The sequence below is a fragment of the Paenibacillus planticolens genome (genome assembly GCF_013141725.1).
GTDB classification, from domain to species: domain Bacteria; phylum Bacillota; class Bacilli; order Paenibacillales; family NBRC-103111; genus Paenibacillus_E; species Paenibacillus_E planticolens.
This window is the reverse complement of record NZ_WHNZ01000012.1, coordinates 201,853-220,340: the sequence shown is the minus strand read 5'-3', so window position 1 is coordinate 220,340 and position 18,488 is coordinate 201,853. Positions and strand designations below refer to the sequence as shown.

14 protein-coding genes are annotated in these 18,488 nt (G+C 47.1%); 10 read left to right on the top strand and 4 right to left on the bottom strand.

Annotated features, from left to right (window positions below; genetic code table 11):
* The first annotated feature begins 62 nt into the window (after positions 1-62).
* From GC097_RS03825 to gyrA, 7 genes are all read left to right on the top strand, one after another.
* Positions 63-1,898 carry an ABC transporter ATP-binding protein gene (locus GC097_RS03825; protein ID WP_171682019.1) on the top strand — a complete coding sequence of 612 codons (1,836 nt, stop codon included), beginning with the start codon at positions 63-65 and terminating at the stop codon, positions 1,896-1,898.
* Positions 1,895-3,742, top strand: a complete 1,848-nt coding sequence (locus tag GC097_RS03820) for an ABC transporter ATP-binding protein (protein WP_246293929.1) — start codon at positions 1,895-1,897, stop codon at positions 3,740-3,742. The genes GC097_RS03825 and GC097_RS03820 overlap by 4 nt, the downstream gene beginning before the upstream one ends.
* 568 nt (positions 3,743-4,310) lie before the next feature.
* On the top strand, positions 4,311-5,126 hold the full coding sequence (locus GC097_RS03815; RefSeq protein WP_171682018.1) for a GDSL-type esterase/lipase family protein: 816 nt from the start codon (positions 4,311-4,313) through the stop codon (positions 5,124-5,126).
* On the top strand, positions 5,126-6,106 hold the full coding sequence (locus GC097_RS03810) for an ABC transporter ATP-binding protein (RefSeq protein ID WP_171682017.1): 981 nt from the start codon (positions 5,126-5,128) through the stop codon (positions 6,104-6,106). The genes GC097_RS03815 and GC097_RS03810 overlap by 1 nt, the downstream gene beginning before the upstream one ends.
* 15 nt (positions 6,107-6,121) lie before the next feature.
* The gene (locus tag GC097_RS03805; RefSeq protein WP_171682239.1) at positions 6,122-7,114 is read left to right on the top strand and encodes a DUF2705 family protein; all 993 of its coding nucleotides are present in this window, start codon (positions 6,122-6,124) and stop codon (positions 7,112-7,114) included.
* Positions 7,115-7,177: 63 nt separating this feature from the next.
* On the top strand, positions 7,178-9,145 hold the full coding sequence (gene parE / locus GC097_RS03800) for a DNA topoisomerase IV subunit B (RefSeq protein ID WP_171682016.1): 1,968 nt from the start codon (positions 7,178-7,180) through the stop codon (positions 9,143-9,145).
* 24 nt (positions 9,146-9,169) lie between these two features.
* On the top strand, positions 9,170-11,611 hold the full coding sequence (gene gyrA, locus GC097_RS03795) for a DNA gyrase subunit A (protein ID WP_171682015.1): 2,442 nt from the start codon (positions 9,170-9,172) through the stop codon (positions 11,609-11,611).
* Here the strand turns inward: gyrA and GC097_RS03790 are convergent.
* Entirely contained in the window at positions 11,602-11,769 is a 168-nt protein-coding gene (locus GC097_RS03790) for a hypothetical protein (protein ID WP_171681837.1), read from the bottom strand. The two genes, gyrA and GC097_RS03790, sit on opposite strands and share 10 nt — an antisense overlap.
* Before the next feature lie 245 nt (positions 11,770-12,014).
* Here GC097_RS03790 and GC097_RS03785 point away from each other — a divergent pair, with 245 nt between their 5' ends.
* Positions 12,015-12,419: a MarR family winged helix-turn-helix transcriptional regulator gene (locus tag GC097_RS03785; protein ID WP_171682238.1), complete on the top strand. Its 405-nt coding sequence runs from the start codon at positions 12,015-12,017 to the stop codon at positions 12,417-12,419.
* Positions 12,420-12,450: 31 nt separating this feature from the next.
* Here the strand turns inward: GC097_RS03785 and GC097_RS03780 are convergent, their stop codons facing one another.
* From GC097_RS03780 to GC097_RS03770, 3 genes are read right to left on the bottom strand one after another with little or no spacing between them, the layout of a single operon-like run.
* Positions 12,451-13,164, bottom strand: coding sequence for an RluA family pseudouridine synthase (locus GC097_RS03780; protein ID WP_312875603.1), 714 nt, complete (start codon positions 13,162-13,164; stop codon positions 12,451-12,453).
* A 1-nt stretch (position 13,165) separates the two neighbouring features.
* On the bottom strand, positions 13,166-14,032 hold the full coding sequence (locus GC097_RS03775) for a class I SAM-dependent methyltransferase (RefSeq protein WP_171682014.1): 867 nt from the start codon (positions 14,030-14,032) through the stop codon (positions 13,166-13,168).
* A gap of 54 nt (positions 14,033-14,086) precedes the next feature.
* Positions 14,087-15,208 carry a peptidylprolyl isomerase gene (locus GC097_RS03770; RefSeq protein WP_171682013.1) on the bottom strand — a complete coding sequence of 374 codons (1,122 nt, stop codon included), beginning with the start codon at positions 15,206-15,208 and terminating at the stop codon, positions 14,087-14,089.
* A gap of 180 nt (positions 15,209-15,388) precedes the next feature.
* Between GC097_RS03770 and glgB the strand changes: the two genes are divergently transcribed.
* Together glgB and GC097_RS03760 are read left to right on the top strand one after the other, a co-directional pair.
* Positions 15,389-17,347, top strand: a complete 1,959-nt coding sequence (glgB, locus tag GC097_RS03765) for a 1,4-alpha-glucan branching protein GlgB (protein ID WP_171682012.1) — start codon at positions 15,389-15,391, stop codon at positions 17,345-17,347.
* A complete protein-coding gene (locus GC097_RS03760; protein WP_171682011.1) occupies positions 17,337-18,485 on the top strand; it encodes a glucose-1-phosphate adenylyltransferase in 1,149 nt (382 codons plus the stop codon). The genes glgB and GC097_RS03760 overlap by 11 nt, the downstream gene beginning before the upstream one ends.
* Positions 18,486-18,488: the final 3 nt, after the last annotated feature.

The window sequence follows — 18,488 nt, the reverse complement described above, 5'->3', positions numbered from 1 at the left end:
TTAAGTATTAAAACGCTTTCCTAGCTTTTCCAAATTCACCTTCTTGAGGAGGGGTCACCAGAGTGGATGTATTCAGGCAACTGAAGCCCTATTTTTGGCCAGAGAAAAAACTGTTTTTTGGAGCAATTCTATGTTTGGCATTAGCAACGGCATTAGGTCTCGTTTATCCGAATTTACTCCGGTATCTTATCGATGACGTGATCTCAAAAAAGCAATTCGAACTCGTTCCGAAATTAGCGCTTGTCGTTGTACTCGTCGTATCCCTGAAGGGAATGTTACAATTCCTGCATGGCTTGTGCGGGGGCCGTTTGGGCAACCGGGTTGCGTATCATTTGCGCAATGCGCTTTACAACAAGCTGCAATATTTATCCTTTCAATATTATGATCAGGCAAGAACAGGGGACTTGATGTCCAGATTGACGGCCGATTTAGAAGCGATCCGGCAATTTATCGGCTTTGGTTTCGCTCAATTGTTGAACGTAGCGTTAATGCTGATTTTCGGCATGAGCATGATGTTCTCAATTAATTGGAAGTTAGCTTTACTGACGATGATCTCGATGCCATTCCTGGCGTTTACGGCGGTTCGTTTTGAAGGAAAGATCCATCCAGCCTTCCGTTTGGTGCGTCAATCCCTCAGTTCGATGACGACCGCGGTGCAAGAAAATATTACCGGGGTTCGGACGGTGAAATCGTTTGCTCGTGAATCTCATGAAGTGGATAAGTTTTCTGCCCGCAACGAGGATTATAAGGCGATGAATATCGAAAGTTCCGGAATTTGGGCGAAGTACTTCCCGATCATGGAAATTTTGGCGAATATCAGCGTTGTCATGCTGCTTGGCGTAGGTGGGTATATGGTTATCCAGGATACGATTTCGCTCGGCGAGCTCGTCGCTTGCTTCAGCTTAATCTGGTATATCATCGGGCCGATGTGGGGACTTGGTTTCCATATCAACAACTACACGACGACGAAGGCTTCCGGTGAGAAAATTCTCGATATTTTGCATCAATACCTGCATGTCAAAGATCAACCAGATGCGGCCGTGATCAAAAGCGATGAAGTAAAAGGGCACGTTCGTTTTGAAAATGTCACTTTTGCTTATCCGGAAAAGCAACCGGCATTGTATGACTTTAATTTGGATGCTCCTCCAGGCTCTGTCATCGGGCTGCTTGGCAGCACGGGTTCAGGGAAAACGACTGTGATTTCCATGTTGATGAGAGCTTATAACGTGAAAGGCGGACGTGTCATGCTGGATGGAAAAGATATTCGGTCTTTACAGATCGAAGGATATCGCAATCAGATTGCGACCGTTTTCCAAGAAACGTTCTTGTTCTCCTCCACCATTCGCAACAATATTGCTTATGGACGCAAAGATGTCACGATGGATGAAATTATTCGCGCTGCGAAGCTGGCAAAAGCGCATGATTTTATCTCTGAGCTGCCGGAAGGCTATGACACGGTTGTCGGTGAGCGCGGATTAGGGTTATCCGGCGGACAGAAACAACGTATCGCCATTGCTCGGGCGCTGATCAAAGATCCAAAAATTCTTGTGCTCGATGATGCAACCAGTGCGGTTGATATGGAAACGGAGCACGAAATTCAAGCAGGATTCAGCGAGGTTATGCAGGGTAGAACCACATTCATTATTGCCCACCGGATTTCTTCCTTGAAGCATGCAGATGAAATTATCGTTTTGGATAAAGGAAAGATCGTACAACGAGGCAAGCATCATGAGCTTCTGCAGCAGGAAGGCTTATATCGCCAAACCTACGATATTCAATATTCGGATCAGCCGAAGCCGCCAGCTTCCGGAGATCAGGCTGCAGCGGCCAAAGATAAAGAGCTGGAAGTGAGTACGCGAAACCATTCCTCTTTGCAAGAAAGAAGGTTAGCACATTGAGTACGAAATCGAACCAAGCCGAGGCGTCTGCCAAAATTGAAGATTCCCAAGTCGGGCAGCGATTTGTATATCAGGATGATGAATTGATCGATAAGCCTTTTGACTGGAGCCAATTGAAACGTTTATTTAGTTACATGAAGCCGTACAAAAAACAAATGCTGCCTATCATCATCATCATGATGCTGGTCGGAGCCATTACCAAACTGACGGTACCCTTACTGATCAGAGAAGCGATCGATAAAGCCATTGTACCTAAAAATACAGATTTGCTGCTGGTCATCGTTGGCATCATGCTGGCGGTATATGTCATTCAGTGGCTGGCCAATACATTCCGCATCAAATATACGAATATGATTGGTCAACGTGTCATTTACGATCTGCGGCACGATTTGTTCAGCCATATACAAAAGCTGTCGTTTCGTTTCTTCGATACGCGTCCGGCAGGCTCTGTTCTCGTTCGCGTAACGAATTATGTAAACTCGCTGCAGGATTTGTTCACGAACGGTGTCGTCAACCTGTTAATCGACGTGGTGCAGCTTGTGGGGATCATTATTATTTTGCTGACTTTTAATTTTAAATTAGGGGCAGCGATTATTGTGACGGTTCCCATCATGTTCTTGATCTCTACCAAACTGCGGAAGCGAATTCGCCATGCCTGGCAGGATGTAACGATGAAGCAGTCGCGCCTGAATGCCCATTTGAATGAGTGTATTCAAGGAATTCGAGTCACACAAGCTTATTCGCAAGAAAAAGAAAATATTCAGTTTTTCACCAAAATGAACATGATCAACCGGTTATCCTGGAACCGGGCTTCGATGCTCAACCAATCTTTTGGTCCACTCATCGAGATCACAGGAGCGGTCGGATACTGCATTCTGTTCTGGCTGGGCGCTCATTTAATTCAAACGGAGGAAATTTCAGTTGGATTGCTGGTTGCCTTCGCTACATACATAGGCTATTTCTGGGAGCCCATTACACGTCTGGGTCAAATGTATTCGCAGCTGCTTATTGCAATGGCTTCTGCCGAGCGGATCTTCGAGTTTATCGATGAGAAGCCGTCTGTCGCGGAGCTTGAGGATGCTAAGGATTTGCCAAACATCAAAGGCAACGTGAAGTTTGAGAATCTTGTTTTCGAGTACGAGCCAGGGCGTCCAGCGTTGAAAGGCTTTAACTTGGATGTGCGCGCAGGGCAATCGATTGCGTTAGTCGGGCATACCGGATCGGGCAAAAGTACCATTATGAATCTGCTCTGCCGGTTCTATGATCCTACGGAAGGCCGCATTGCGATTGACGGCACTAACATCCGTAACGTAACCATTCAAAGCTTGCGTTCTCAAATTGGGGTTGTCCTGCAAGATACGTTTATTTTCTCAGGGACGATTCGCGACAACATCCGTTTCGGTCGGCTGGATGCAACGAATGAGGAGATTGAGCTTGCCGCCAAAGCCGTGCATGCCCATGATTTTATCGTCAGCTTACCCAATGGTTATGACACGGAAGTGCAGGAACGCGGGAACGTGCTGTCAATGGGGCAGCGCCAATTAATATCTTTCGCAAGGGCGCTGCTGGCGAATCCGCGGGTTCTTATTTTGGATGAGGCGACGGCCAGTATTGATACGGATACGGAGCTGAAAATCCAAGAAGCTCTCAAAACGCTTCTCGCAGGCCGGACTTCCTTCATCGTGGCGCATAGACTTTCCACTATTAGAAACGCAGACAAAATCGTCGTGCTGGATCACGGCCGCATGATGGAAATCGGCAATCATGATGAATTGATGCAGGAGCAGAAAATTTATTATGGTTTGATTCAAGCGCAGTATAAGTTTTTGCAGGATGCTGTGTAGAAAGTTAGCCCAAAAACCTGGCGGAGCTGTTAATTTCGCTGGGTTTTTGGGCTTTTTTGGATGTAATCTCCCTTTCTTTATTCGCAAGCCTTCGGAAGGCACTAGAGAGAGAGACTTTGTGGGAACAATAGTCCGCTATTTCTTGTAAAAGGGAGCATTTCCCCGAGTAGTGGGAACTATGATCCGTTATTTTGAATTTATTAAGGGGAAATCGCAAAGTTTGGACAAATAAGGGACTGCAGTTCCTCGAAATGATGATTTTTGCTGATTCTGGAGAAATAGCGCCCCGGTATTCCCTTATTTATCACCAGCTGCCATGTTGACTCCTGTACAATATGTGCTGTATGCTTCGGGTCATAACTAAATTGCATTATTTTTGGAGATTCGTGTTAGATTAGCCGCCACATCTTTAAGAAAGGTGGTGGAGTTTCGCAATTATATGCTATACTACTTATCGCGAACGCATGATCGCATGCTTCACACCGCCTTTATGCAGCGTTTGCAAATTTATTCGAGAAGCTATACTCTTAGAGTGAATTATGCCATTTATTCGCAGGAGGGGACAACCTTGAGATCATCTCGCTTCATATGGGGTGCAATTGGCCTAACCGCTTCAATTACGACGATTGTTTTCGCCGTTGGATTTGCGTACGCGGCGAATCAGATATGGTTTCCTAAAGCGTCGGGAACGCTTCAGTTGGCCACAGAGGCACCGAAGAAGGAAACGATGATTGAAAGCAAAGCTAAGCTGCAAATTGTTGCGCTTGGCGATTCATTGACCGCTGGAACAGGCGACAATACAGGCAAAGGCTATGTGGGCCGGGTCCGTGAGAAGCTGGAACAAGAAACCGGAAAGCCGGTATTTGTGCTCAATAACCTGGCTATCCCAGGCTACAAGAGCGATCAGCTATTAGCCGATCTATCGTTGAAAAAGACGCAGGATGCGCTCGCACAAGCCGATATTATTTTGCTTACCATTGGCGGTAATGATATTTTTGCCGGTGGCGAGGGACTTTTTCAAGGAGAGAATCAGACGGAGTTCAACCCGGAGGCAGCGGTAGGCCGTGTCGCACCGGCACTCGATAAAATGGACAAGATTCTTCAAGCCATTAATAAGGCAAACTCAAAGGCAACCGTGCTCTACGTCGGGCTGTATCATCCATTTCTTGATTTAGATCCCAAAAGAGAAGGTTCACTCATTGTGCAGCGCTGGAATAATGGCGTTTTCGAAATGATGAACCGCTATCCTCAAATGGTCATTGTCCCGACCTATGATTTGTTCGAGCAAAATTTAATTAAATATTTGTCTTCAGGAGATCATTTTCATCCTAACGGAGACGGCTATGAGCGGATTGCAGACCGGATTATACAAATTCTGAAGTGATGGGGGCAGAAAAAGTGGCAGAAGCAGTAACCGTTCCTAAAACCGTTTTGTCCGTGAAAAATTTAAAGAAGCAAATTAAAAATAAAGAGATTATCAAGGGAATTTCCTTTGATGTCTATGCCGGTGAGATTTTTGGATTTCTAGGTCCCAACGGTTCTGGAAAAACAACGACGATTCGGATGCTCGTGGATTTAATCCGGCCTACGGAAGGGACTATTCACATCTGCGGATTCGATGTCCGGAAGGATCATAATCAGGCGATGCGCCACGTCGGTTGTATCGTTGAGAACCCCGAATTGTATTCCTATTTGACGGGGTGGGAAAATCTCGAGCATTTTGCGAGAATGCTGCCGGATGTTGATGAACAGAGGATTCAAGAGGTTGTGGAGATTGTCTCCATGGATGGACGGATTCATGATAAAGTGCGCACGTACTCCCTTGGTATGCGGCAGCGGCTTGGTATTGCCCAAGCGCTTCTCGGACGGCCCAGTTTATTAATTTTGGACGAGCCTACGAATGGTTTGGACCCGCAGGGAATTAAGGAGATGAGGGAGTTCATCCAGCGTTTGGCTGCGGATGGGCTTAGCTTGTTTGTTTCCAGCCACCTGTTGAGCGAAATTCAGCAAATGTGTGACCGTGTTGCCATCATAAGTCATGGACAAGTGATTCAAGTGGGAGCTGTTGATGAGTTGATTGCGCAAGGCGGCAAAGTGGTTTGGTCCGTGTCTCCGGCCGATAAGGCTGAGGGGCTTCTCGATGCGTCTCCGCTTGTCAAAACGATTGAGGAAATTAGTGAAGAAGATCCCATGCATACCTCATCTTCGGTGAAACAAATTGTTACACAAATGGATAAAGAGCATGTCCCGCAAATAAGCAGGCAATTGATGGAAGCAGGAATTAGCCTCTATGCTGTAGAAATCAAGAACCCAACGCTGGAAGATTTGTTCTTGAGCCTAACCGAAGGGGAAACCATACAATAGGGGACGGTGAAAGAATTGCGTATTTTATATGAGTTGGTCAAAAACGAATGCATCAAAATGATTAAGAAAAAACGTTTTTATGTGATCATCCTTATTCTGCTTGCTCTTATTCCTATGTTCACCTACGCACAAATGCGCGTCGCCCAAAATACGCAAAAGCAGTTTGGAACGACAGATTGGAAGGCGGATCAGCGCCAGAAAATCATTGATTGGGAAAAGCGCTTAAGCTCTGCGCGCACACCGGACGAATGGAAGCAGCAGCTTCGAGTTCAGATTCAGATTGCCAATTATTATCTGGAAAAAGACGTCGATCCAAGCTCGCCCAATGCGGTGACATTTACGCGTGAATTTGTCAAAAATGCCGTGTCGTTATTCATTCCGTTGATCATCATGGTCATTTCGGCAGACATCGTATCATCCGAGCATTCTACGGGGACTATTAAATTATTGTTGACAAGACCCGTTCGGCGATGGAAAATCCTATTGAGCAAATTAATAACCGTCATATTCTTTACTTCGCTTACGGTTTTGTCTACCGGCGTGCTCTGTTACTTGATTTCTGGCGTTGTGTTCGGCTATAACGGATGGATGATGCCGATCTTTACAGGGATTCAGATCAATGGCACAGATGTAGATTTCAGTTTAGTAAGAGCGGTCGATCAATGGTTCTTTCTCTTAATGGAGTTTGGTCTGGTCTGGTTCTCGGCCGTTGTGGTCGCACTCATGTCGTTAATGATCTCGGTTCTCATTCGTTCCACGGCTGCCGGCATGGGGGTCATTCTCGCGGTTTTAATTTCGGGAACGATTCTTTCGAACATGGTGTCATCCTGGGAAACCGCGAAATATTTATTTATGGTCAACTTGGACTTAACCAAGTATTTAACGGGAGGACTTCCGCCGATAAAAGGAATGGACTTAGCGTTCTCGCTCTGTGTTTTAAGCGTATGGGCTGCAGTTTCGTTAGTAATTTCCTTTACAGTATTCTCCCGCAAAGATATATTGAATTAACAAAGACGAAGGAGCAGCGGATCTCCTTTCAAAGCACCCTATATTAGAAAAAGGAGGGCTTCAATGACTGAGCAACTAGAATTTGCGAATGGAAAAGCCCCAACATCCAATTATGATGTCGATGATATTCAAGTACTGGAAGGGCTTGTCGCTGTACGAAAAAGACCAGGGATGTATATCGGCAGCACGAGTTCTTCCGGCTTGCACCATTTGATCTGGGAAATCGTCGATAATGCGGTTGACGAGCATCTTGCCAAACATTGTTCCAAAATCAACGTAACCATACATAAAGATCAATCCATCACGGTACAAGATAACGGCCGGGGTATTCCGACGGGTATGCATAAGACCGGAGTTCCGACGCCGCAAGTCGTATTTACCATTTTGCATGCAGGCGGGAAATTTGGCGGCTCCGGTTACAAAAAGTCAGGCGGACTGCATGGTGTAGGTGCATCTGTAACCAACGCCTTATCCGAATGGCTGGAAGTTGAAATTTATCGAGATGGCAAAACGCATAAGCAAAGGTTTGAATATTGGGTAGATGATACGGGATTTGAGCACGTAGGTGAACCTACTACCGGATTAGAAGTCATCGGTAATTCGAACCGGACAGGCACGAAAGTCACATTTAAACCGGACAAGCGGGTATTCCAAGGCGGCACGACGATTTCGTACGATACGCTTTCCGAGCGTTTGCAAGAAATTGCTTTCTTGAACTCGGGTTTGCTTGTTAATCTGAAGGATGAGCGTACAGATAAACAGGATTCGTTCCAGTACGAAGGCGGAGCGAGTCAATTCGTGGAATTCCTGAATGAAGAGAAGACTGTGCTTCATCCCGTGATTCATTTTGCGTCGGAGAAGGACGAAATTGAAGTCGAAGTTGCCCTTCAGTACAACGATGGCTATACTGAGACGATTGCGTCTTTCGTGAACGCGATCCCGACCCGCGGCGGCGGCACGCATGAGACAGGATTCAAAACCGCTTATACAAGGGTCATGAATGAATATGCTCGCAAAGCGGGCATTCTCAAAGAGAAAGAAAAAAATCTTGACGGTACCGACCTAAGAGAAGGTATGATGGTCGTAATCAATATTAAGATGGGCGATGTCGAATTCGTCGGTCAAACCAAGGATCAGCTTGGAAGCGCTATTGCTAGAAGCGCGGTAGATGCGGTGGTTTCGGATAAAATGACGGTGTTTCTGGAAGAAAATCCGCAAATTGCCCAAATGATGCTGAAGAAGGCCGTTCAAGCATCCAAAGCTCGCGAGGCTGCGCGCAAAGCGCGGGAAGAGATTCGCAGCGGGAAGAAAGGGAAGAGCGAGAGCTCGAACCTAGGCGGTAAGCTGACCCCTGCGCAATCCAAAGATTTGCAGCGTAATGAATTGTTCGTCGTTGAAGGAGATTCAGCCGGCGGTTCAGCGAAACAAGGGCGTGATTCCAAGCATCAGGCTATTTTGCCCCTAAAAGGAAAACCGATGAACCCCGAGAAAGCAAAGCTTCTCGATATTATGAAAAATGACGAGTACAAAGCGATCATTGCTGCGATTGGGGCCGGTGTCGGGTCTGAATTCGAAGTTGAAGAGATGAATTACGGCAAAATTATTATTATGACAGATGCCGATACGGACGGCGCGCATATTCAAGTGCTGCTCTTGACCTTCTTCTACCGCTATATGAAGCCTATGATAGATGCGGGCAAAGTGTACATTGCACAGCCGCCGCTGTATAAAGTGACGAGAAAAGGCAAGAATGGCGGATACAAATATGCATGGACGGACGAGCAGCTGCAGTCTGTTGTGAAAGAGCTTGGCAAGAATACCGAATTACAGCGGTACAAAGGACTTGGCGAGATGAATCCGGAGCAATTGTGGGAAACAACCATGAATCCGGAGAGCAGGCAGCTCCTGCAGGTTCAGATTGAAGACGCTGCGAAAGCGGAGCGCCGAGTGACAACATTGATGGGCGATAAAGTAGATCCGCGCAAACGTTGGATTATAGAGAACGTCGATTTTACCGAATATGTAGAGTAGACCAAAAAGAGTGGTGACTGAAAGTTGGGTATTTTAGAAGAGTTTTTACCAGCCTATCTGGAGGAGATCGTTGGCGATCGATTCGGGCGTTATTCCAAATATATTATCCAGGATCGCGCGATCCCGGACGTCAGAGACGGCTTGAAGCCTGTACAACGCCGCGTATTGTATGCGATGTACGATTCAGGGAACACCCCTGACAAACCTTACCGCAAATCCGCTAAAACGGTCGGCGATGTCATGGGGAATTATCATCCGCACGGAGATGCCTCCATTTATGACGGAATGGTCCGGATGGCACAGCCTTGGAAGATGGGGCATACGCTTGTGGATGGGCACGGCAACTGGGGCTCCTTGGACGATGATCCACCGGCAGCTATGCGGTACACGGAGGCCAGACTCTCGGAAATTGCGATGGAGCTGCTTCGTGATATTGAAAAGCGCACGGTCATGTTTAAAGATAATTTCGATAACTCGACGAAGGAGCCTGTTGTGCTCCCAGCGCGTTATCCCAACCTGCTTGTGAATGGTGTGAGCGGCATTTCGGCCGGCTTTGCAACTGAAATTCCGCCGCATAACTTGCGGGAAATCATCGATGCTTGTACGGCTATGATCGACAAGCCTGAGATTACGCTTGATGAGCTAATGACGATTGTCAAGGGGCCAGACTTCCCGACATCCGGTATTATTATGGGTGAAGACGGCATTCGTGAAGCATACCGTACCGGGAAAGGCCGTATTTATATCCGATCCAAAACGGCGATTGAAGACATGCGCGGCGGCAGACAGCAGATTGTGATCACGGAAATCCCGTATCAGGTCGTGAAAGCCCGCCTTGTAACGGCGATGGAGAACATCCGTCTGGAGAAGAAGGTCGAAGGGATCGCAGAGGTTCGTGACGAAAGCGGCCGGAATGGCTTGCGGATCGTGATTGAGCTGAAAAAAGAAGCGGATGCCCAAGGGATTTTGGCCTATTTGCTGAAAAAGACGGATTTGCAAGTGACGTACAATTTCAATATGGTGGCGATTGTCAATAAGGCGCCGCGCCAATTAGGCATTCGCGAAATTCTTGAAGCTTACATTGAGCATCAGAAGGAAGTTGTCACATTCCGTTCCCAATACGAGCTTGATAAAGCGGAAGACCGCGCTCATGTGTTGGAAGGGCTTGTCAAAGCACTTAACATTTTGGATGAAGTGATCGCTACGATTAAGGCATCGAAAAATCGTCAGGATGCCCAAAACAACCTGGTCGAGAAATTTGGTTTCTCAGAGCGTCAAGCGGACGCCATTCTTGTTTTGCAATTATACCGGTTAACAAATTTAGAAATTACAACGCTTGAAAAAGAGTTGAAAGATGTTGAAAAAACAATTGCGTATTTACGCGGCATTCTGGGCTCTTTGAAGAAATTGTTAGGCGTTATTAAAGATGAAATGGGCGAAATTCGGAAGAAATACGGGATTGACCGCCGATCAGCCATTCAAGGCGAAGTCGAGGAGTTGAAAGTCAATCTGGAAGTACTGGTCAATCCGGAGGATGTCTTCGTCACGCTTTCCCATGAGGGTTATTTGAAACGCACCAGCAAACTTTCCTTCACGCGATCAGGCGGAGAGCTTGAGAGCACAGGGCTGAAGGAAGGCGATTACTTGCGCTTCTTGCTCGACGTGAATACGATAGAGAGTCTGTTGATTTTCACCAAAAAAGGCCAGTACTACTTGCTGCCTGTCCATCAAGTGCCTGAGTATAAATGGAAAGAGAACGGTACCGCGATTGTCAATGTCATTCCGATTGCCAAGGAAGATCGCATCGTAAACGTTATTCCGGTCAAAGGGTTTGACGATCCGACGAAATCGCTTGTATTCGTGACCCGCAGAGGTCAAGTGAAGCGTACCGAGCTCAAAGAATATATGACGAACCGCTCCAATGGACTTGTGGCCTGTAAGCTCGGAGAGCAGGATGAAGTGCTGCACGTTTATCTGAGCGACAACACCAAAGAGATCCTGCTTGTCACGAAGCAGGGGATGAGCATTCGTTTCCGCGAGGAAGAAGTAAACCCGATGGGCCGTGCGGCCGCGGGTGTGCGCGGCATCCAGCTCAAGGAGGACGATGAAGTCGTCTCAGCGGAGTGGATTTACGGGGATGAAGGGGAAGTGCTGGTCATTTCGGACCTCGGGTATGCCAAGCGTTCCCTTGTCGTCGATTATCCGATTCAAGGGCGTGGCGGGAAAGGGATCCTTACGTTTGAGTTTAAGGAAGGCAAGCGTGTGAGACCTAACGGAACTGCTCTAATCCGGACATTTATCGTGAAAATGGATTATCAGATTACAGCTGTCATGAGCAATGGCGAGAAACTTCGTTTCTCAACGGAAACAGCTCCGCTGGAAGATCGTAAAGCGCAGGGCAAACAGCTCATACCTGTTACCAAAACAGAGTCGATCATCGATATCCTGCGATTCCCTCAATCATAACTGACTGTAGGCGGGTCCAATTTCTCCATCAGCATAAAAGCTAACTCTAATAAGACCCACAGGGGCATCGGTTCGTCTAATCGATCCAGCCACTGTGGGTCTTTCAGCATGCCGGCTGCCAGTGCCTTTTTGCCAAGCTCAATTTTCCAATCTTCCACCTGAACCACTCCTTAGCGTCGTCTTCAAATAACTGATTACTTCACAGTATATGTCAGCAGTGGGCTGGATGTTAAAAGAAGTGGAGCGATTCTTTGGGTTTGGACAAAGTTGTGGACGTCTCGACAGCATATCCTACTTCCATGCAGCTTTTGTTGGAAAGTATTAATGGCATTAACCTTTTATCGTGAGAAAATGCATGCTATACTTGCGATATAGTAGATGTTGGAAGCGAGATGATGTGAGGTTGTATTCCGATGAGTTTGGAAAGCTGTGGCTGAAATTGTCTAAGGAATTGAAGAGCCAGATGGAAGTAGGATTAGCACCTACGATTACAGAAGGGCAACTGAACGTACTAGAATTGCTTAAGACGAATGAGCGTATGAAGCCTTCAGATCTAATCGAATATTTATCTACAACAGCTGCGGCGGTTACAACGCTATTAGATCGAATGGAGAGAAGTGAATTAATTGTCCGGGTGCGGGATGAGAAAGACCGCCGAATTGTTTGGGTCAACGTAACGGACAAAGGAAGGGCGGAATGCGAGCGAGGCACGTTAGTCCGCGAACAACTGTTGGATACGTACCTGAGCCGCGTTTCCGCCCATAATCAGAAACTGCTTATTTATTTATTGGGAAAGGTCGCCAACTAACCGAGTCGGCGACTTCCGTTTCGGAGTGACTTTACAATTCTGGGATTGTAAAGTCACTCCACGGCCGCTGTCCCGGAGGCAGCGACCGGAAATGCATCCGCTCCTTGAGCGTCGGATGCTCAAACGAGAGCGCCGTCGCCCAGAGGGCAAGCTGCTGGCCTGGCTTGTTGACCGCGCTGCCGTAGCGCTGGTCGCCGTACAACGTGCAGCCGATGGCTGCCAGCTGCACGCGGATTTGATGCGGCCGCCCGGTATGCAGCTTGATCTGGATCAAGCTGAGACCGTCTTGGCTGCCGAGCAGCTTATAATCCAGCACGGCTTCCTTAGCATCGTGCTGGCCCGGTTTGACCACGCTGACCGTATTGGTCCGCGTGTCCTTCCAGAGCCAGTGACGCAGCGTAGCGGCCGGCTGAGGCGGTTTGCCGTGCACAACAGCGACATACGTTTTGTCGAGATGCCTTGTTCTTACCGCGTCTGACAAGCGCGATGCGGCTTTTGACGTTTTGGCGAAGACCATGACGCCGCCGACGGGACGGTCAAGCCGGTGTACAAGCCCTAGGTACACGTTGCCGGGCTTGTTGTGCCGAATCTTTATGTCCGCCTTCAGAGCGTTCAGAAGATCCGGATCGCGCGAATCATCCTCTTGCGTCGGCATGTTCACAGGCTTCTCCACCACAAGAATGTGGTTGTCTTCGAAAAGTATCGGAATTTGCGATGCTCCCGAAACATCTTTAGCTCCTGTCACGTTACGCCTCCCAGCGTCCCAGAATACCGCAAGGGAGCATTAGGCCGGAGTGGGTGATCGGCAAACCGATCTCTCCGCTGGAAATCGTACCGCCGTGCTTGGCTTTCATCGCCATCGTCAAGATGTTTTGCAGAACGGTTGCCGAGATCCCCGTCGTATAAGAGTTAATGAGCAGAAACAAAGGATTATCGGTCAAAATGCTCTGACAGGTTTGAATGAAAGGGAAGAGGTCGTCTTCCAGTTTCCAGGTTTCCCCGTTGGGTCCGCGTCCGTAAGAAGGAGGATCCATAATGATCGCATCGTACTTGCTGCCGCGGCGCTGTTCCCTTTGCACGAATTTGAATACATCATCCGTAATAAATCGAACAGGGCGGCTGCCCAGCCCGCTGAGATGCAGATTCTCTTTCGCCCACTGCACGACACCTTTGGAAGCGTCCACGTGGCAAACTTCAGCTCCTGCATAAGCGCAAGCCAGTGAAGCTCCGCCCGTATAAGCAAACAGGTTCAACACTTTGATCGGCCGGCCGGCTCCCTGAATTTTATCCATCATCCATTTCCAGTTGACGGCTTGTTCAGGAAATAAGCCCGTATGTTTGAAACTTGTTGGCTTAATATAGAAAGTCAACTTCTGGTCATAAGTGATCGTCCAGCGCTCAGGCAGCTCGGAATTTTGCTGCCATTGACCGCCGCCGCTGGAGCTTCGGTGATAATGGGCATCTGCCTGACGCCAGCTTTGCGTTTCTTTCTCTAATGGCCAAATGATTTGCGGGTCAGGTCTTCTCAGAACGACAGTGCCCCAGCGTTCAAGTTTTTCACCGTTGCCAGTGTCGAGAAGCTCATAATCTACCCAATCTTTTGCATAAAACATGCTGCATTCCATCCTTCAACTTGTATACTTTAACAAACATTCATTGTACACCATTTATTCACTTAAATCGATCTTTTCAATCAAAGCAGGCAATTCTTTTTCCGTAAATTGCTGGAATTGCGCTTGTTCTAGCGATTCTCTTAAGGAGTCTTTCTCAGCGTCGAAAGATTTCACGGATCTGGATTCAACTTTGATTACGTGATACCCGAATTGGGTCTCAACAGGGTCGCCTACAGCGCCAACCGTTTGTTCGATCGCAGCTTTCTTAAATTCAGGCACCCAAAGATTAACCTCGGCATCGGCATAAAGGCCGCCTGTGTTTTTGGAGCCAGGGTCGTCGGTCAATTCTTTAGCCAGCTTCGCGAAATCTTCGCCGTTCTTAAGCCGCTGCTCAACATCTTTGGCAAGTTTGAGAGCTTCTTCCTTGGTCCGCTTCGCAGTGCCATCCTCATTCGTCAGGCCAATTAAGATGTGGCGGACGGATGCGATCGTGTAAGCATCTTTATCTTGTTTGAGATTGTCGTCATATTTGGCTTTTAACTGCGCGTCGGTTATGCTGGATTTAATATAGTTCTCAGCCGTAAATCTTCCGACGAGGTAATATTGAAGCCCAGTTTCCGTCACTTTGAAATTTTTCAAGTCATCTGAAAACTTGGCTTCGCCGAATTGTGATTTCCATGCTGTGATTTGTGCGGCAGCACTGCTTTTTGCAGCGTTTTGGTCTTGCTCGGAGGCTTTTCCGTACAAAATTCGATTTTCAATTAATTGCGTTAAGATACTCTTCTGATAGTCCGGGTTATCTTTTGAGGCACTATGGCTGCTATTGAAAATAGCCTGCATAGCTAAGAAAGTATCAAAATCACCTTTGGTTACAGTCCCGCCTTTGTAAGTCGCAACGACTTTATTCGGATTGTTGCCGATCCAAATCGTTTCATTTTCTTCATCCCATTCCACTTTTTTACCCAGTGCTTCACTCACGAAGCGAAGCGGAACATACGTAGAGCCTTCATAAACAAAACCTTTTCCATCCGCAGGCACCTTTTCGACACCATCAAACATGTACTTAATGCTTCGGAAGGCCACTTCAATTTGACTGCTAGCCGCAAAAGCTGCTGTACCGCTAATTAACGAACCGATCGTTAAACCTACGATAAGTCCTTTTACTTTGTCTTTCATATTCCTGTTTTCCACCTTTCAATTAGTGTCACATTAGTAATTCACCCAATCGTAAGCCTTTTCCTTTTTTTAATACTTAGAATTGAAGGAATTCTCCACCTGTTTGTTGTATTTGTAAGGTATGTGAATATATGTTATATCCATATTTTGAACAAAAAGGTCGATTATGGGAGGGATAACATGGGGGCAAATGTTGGTATACCCAGCTCAGAAGATTTGTTTCTGCTTCATGAAGGATCCCTTTATCACAGCTATCGCATCCTAGGGGCGCATGTTAGCAAAGTAAAAGGAAATGAGGGTGTTCGTTTCGCCGTATGGGCGCCTCATGCCAGACAAGTCAGCTTGCTTGGCGATTTCAACCAATGGCAATCCGGGATCCATCGCATGGAGAAGTTCAGCTCACTTGGGGTTTGGATGTTGTTTGTTCCAGAAGCAAGTGAAGGCGACTACTACAAGTACGAAATTCACAGTGAAACAGGTCAAATTTTGTTGAAAGCCGACCCTTACGCCTTTTATTCCGAAGTACGCCCAGGGACAGCCTCTCGCGTGGTCGATTTGGAAGGCTACGAATGGAAGGATGAAGCTTGGCAGGAGCACAAAAAAGAAAGTTCCGCTTATAACAAGCCTTTATCTATTTACGAAGTACATATGGGTACATGGCGCAAAAAAGACAGACACAGCGAAGAATTATACACCTATGACCAGCTGGCCGATGAGCTAGTCGATTACGCAGTGGACATGGGCTACACACATATTGAAGTCATGCCGCTCGCTGAGCACCCGTTTGACCGCTCGTGGGGCTATCAAGCGACAGGGTATTACTCCGTTACGAGCAGGCATGGTTCGCCGAAACAATTTATGCATTTCGTAGACCGTTGTCATCAGAACGGGATAGGCGTCATCATGGACTGGGTTCCGGGCCATTTCTGTAAGGACGCTCACGGCCTCAGACAGTTCGACGGCAAGCCGCTTTATGAATATCAAGACCCGAGCAAAGCCGAGAAACGGGAATGGGGGACTCTGACGTTTGATTTTGGCAGGCCGGAGGTGCAAAGCTTTCTCATCTCCAACGCCATATTTTGGATGGAAGTTTATCATATTGACGGCATCCGGGTGGATGCTGTAGCTTCTATGCTGCATTTGAATTTCGGCAGATGGAATGAGAAGCCCCTCAAGAATCAATGGGGCGGAGATGATAATCCGGAAGCCGTCGCTTTCTTGCGAAAGCTGAATCAGGTCGTCTTCTCTTATTATCCGGAAGCGCTCATGATGGCTGAAGACTCGACGGATTGGCCGCTTGTTACAGCCCCGGTGCATGATGGCGGACTTGGATTTAACTATAAATGGAACATGGGCTGGATGAATGATATGCTTCGATACATGAAGCTGGACCCCGTCCACCGCAAATATCATCATAAGCTGATCACCTTCTCGTTTATGTACGCTTTTAGCGAAAACTATGTACTGCCTTTTTCACACGATGAGGTTGTCCATGGGAAACGTTCGCTCCTGCACAAAATGCCAGGCGATTATTGGCAGAAATTCGCCAACCTGCGCGTTTTGTATGGGTATATGTCGGGCCATCCCGGCAAAAAACTGCTGTTCATGGGCAGCGAATTCGGTCAATTCGACGAATGGAAAGACCAGGAGGAAGTGGATTGGTTCCTCTTGGACGGTTATGAGAAGCATGAACAGATGCACACGTACGTCAAGGCCCTGAATCAATTTTATTTGGACCAACCGGCTTTATGGCAAAAGGACCACAGTCCGGATGGATTTAAATGGATTAATCCGCATGATGAGAGCCAAAGCGTTGTCACCTTCATGCGTAAAGGAAATTTGATGGAGGATGATTTGATTCTCATCTGTAATTTCACTCCGGAGGTTCATCCCGATTATCGAATCGGCGTGCCCCGAAACGGTTTGTACGAGGTCGTTTTTAATAGCGATGCTCCTGAATTTGGTGGTTCCGGCCAAGGAAACAAGCTGCCCATCACAAGTGAAAAAAGAAAATGGCACGAACTGCCTTATAGCTTGTCTCTGTGTATTCCGCCGCTTGCGGCTGTTTATATAAAGTGTGTGAAAGAATTCCAACTAGACCATACGAAGTTGAAGGGGGAAATCAGAGATGCGCAGTAAAGAATGTGTTGCCATGCTGCTCGCTGGTGGAGAAGGACGAAGATTAGGCGTACTAACGAATAATTTGGCTAAGCCGGCCGTACATTTCGGCGGGAAGTACCGGATCATTGATTTTACCCTTAGCAATTGCACGAATTCAGGTATCGACACTGTTGGTGTATTGACCCAGTATCAACCACTTGTGCTAAACACGTATATTGGAATCGGCAGTTCGTGGGATTTGGACCGCAAATATGGCGGTGTTACCGTTTTGCCTCCGTTCATGGAACAAAAAGGCGGAGATTGGTATAAAGGAACAGCCAATGCGATCTATCGCAATATTGGGTTTATCGAGCAGTATGATCCGGAGTATGTCTTGATCATCTCGGGTGATCACATTTACAAAATGGATTATGATAAAATGCTTTCCTACCACAAAGAGAAAAAAGCCGACGCAAGTATTGCCGTGATCGAAGTGAAATGGGAAGAAACGAGCCGTTTCGGAATTATGAGCGTCAATGAGAATCAAGAGATTACCGAATTTGCCGAAAAACCGAAAGAAGCGAACAGCAATTTGGCTTCCATGGGTATTTATATTTTTAATTGGAGCGTTCTGAAATCGTATTTGATTGCCGATGAGGAGAATCCGAATTCCAGCAAAGATTTTGGGAAAGATATTATCCCGATGATGCTGCAAAATGCAGCCAAAATGTATGCCTATCCGTTTGATGGCTACTGGAAAGATGTCGGAACCATTGATAGCTTATGGGAAGCGAATATGGATCTGCTTGATGAGAATAACGAGCTGAACCTGAATGATAAAGATTGGCGAGTTTACTCCCAAAATCCGTACCAGCCTGCACAATATGTGGCTCCGACAGCGAACATTAAGCGTTCGCTCGTCAATGAGGGCTGTGCGATTTTCGGAGATGTCGATCATTCCGTGTTGTTTTTCGGCGTACAAGTCGGAGAAGGCAGCCAAATTCGCGACTCCGTCATTATGCCGAATGCCAAAATCGGCAACAATGTGAAGATTAGCAAAGCGATTATCGGTGAAAACACGGTCGTGGAAGACGGTGCGGTTGTAGACGGTCATGGTGAAATTACACTTATCGGCGGCAATGAACGGGTATTAGCGACTGCCAAACAGAAGGGATGATCT

Bases quoted from the DNA above. Each gene is read 5' to 3' on its own strand.
- GC097_RS03810 (WP_171682017.1), top strand. From the start codon at position 5,126: ATGGGGGCAGAAAAAGTGGCAGAAGCAGTAACCGTTCCTAAAACCGTT.
- GC097_RS03770 (WP_171682013.1), bottom strand. From the start codon at position 15,208: ATGAAAGACAAAGTAAAAGGACTTATCGTAGGTTTAACGATCGGTTCG.
- GC097_RS03760 (WP_171682011.1), top strand. From the start codon at position 17,337: ATGCGCAGTAAAGAATGTGTTGCCATGCTGCTCGCTGGTGGAGAAGGA.
- parE (WP_171682016.1), top strand. From the start codon at position 7,178: ATGACTGAGCAACTAGAATTTGCGAATGGAAAAGCCCCAACATCCAAT.
- GC097_RS03775 (WP_171682014.1), bottom strand. From the start codon at position 14,032: ATGTTTTATGCAAAAGATTGGGTAGATTATGAGCTTCTCGACACTGGC.
- glgB (WP_171682012.1), top strand. From the start codon at position 15,389: ATGGGGGCAAATGTTGGTATACCCAGCTCAGAAGATTTGTTTCTGCTT.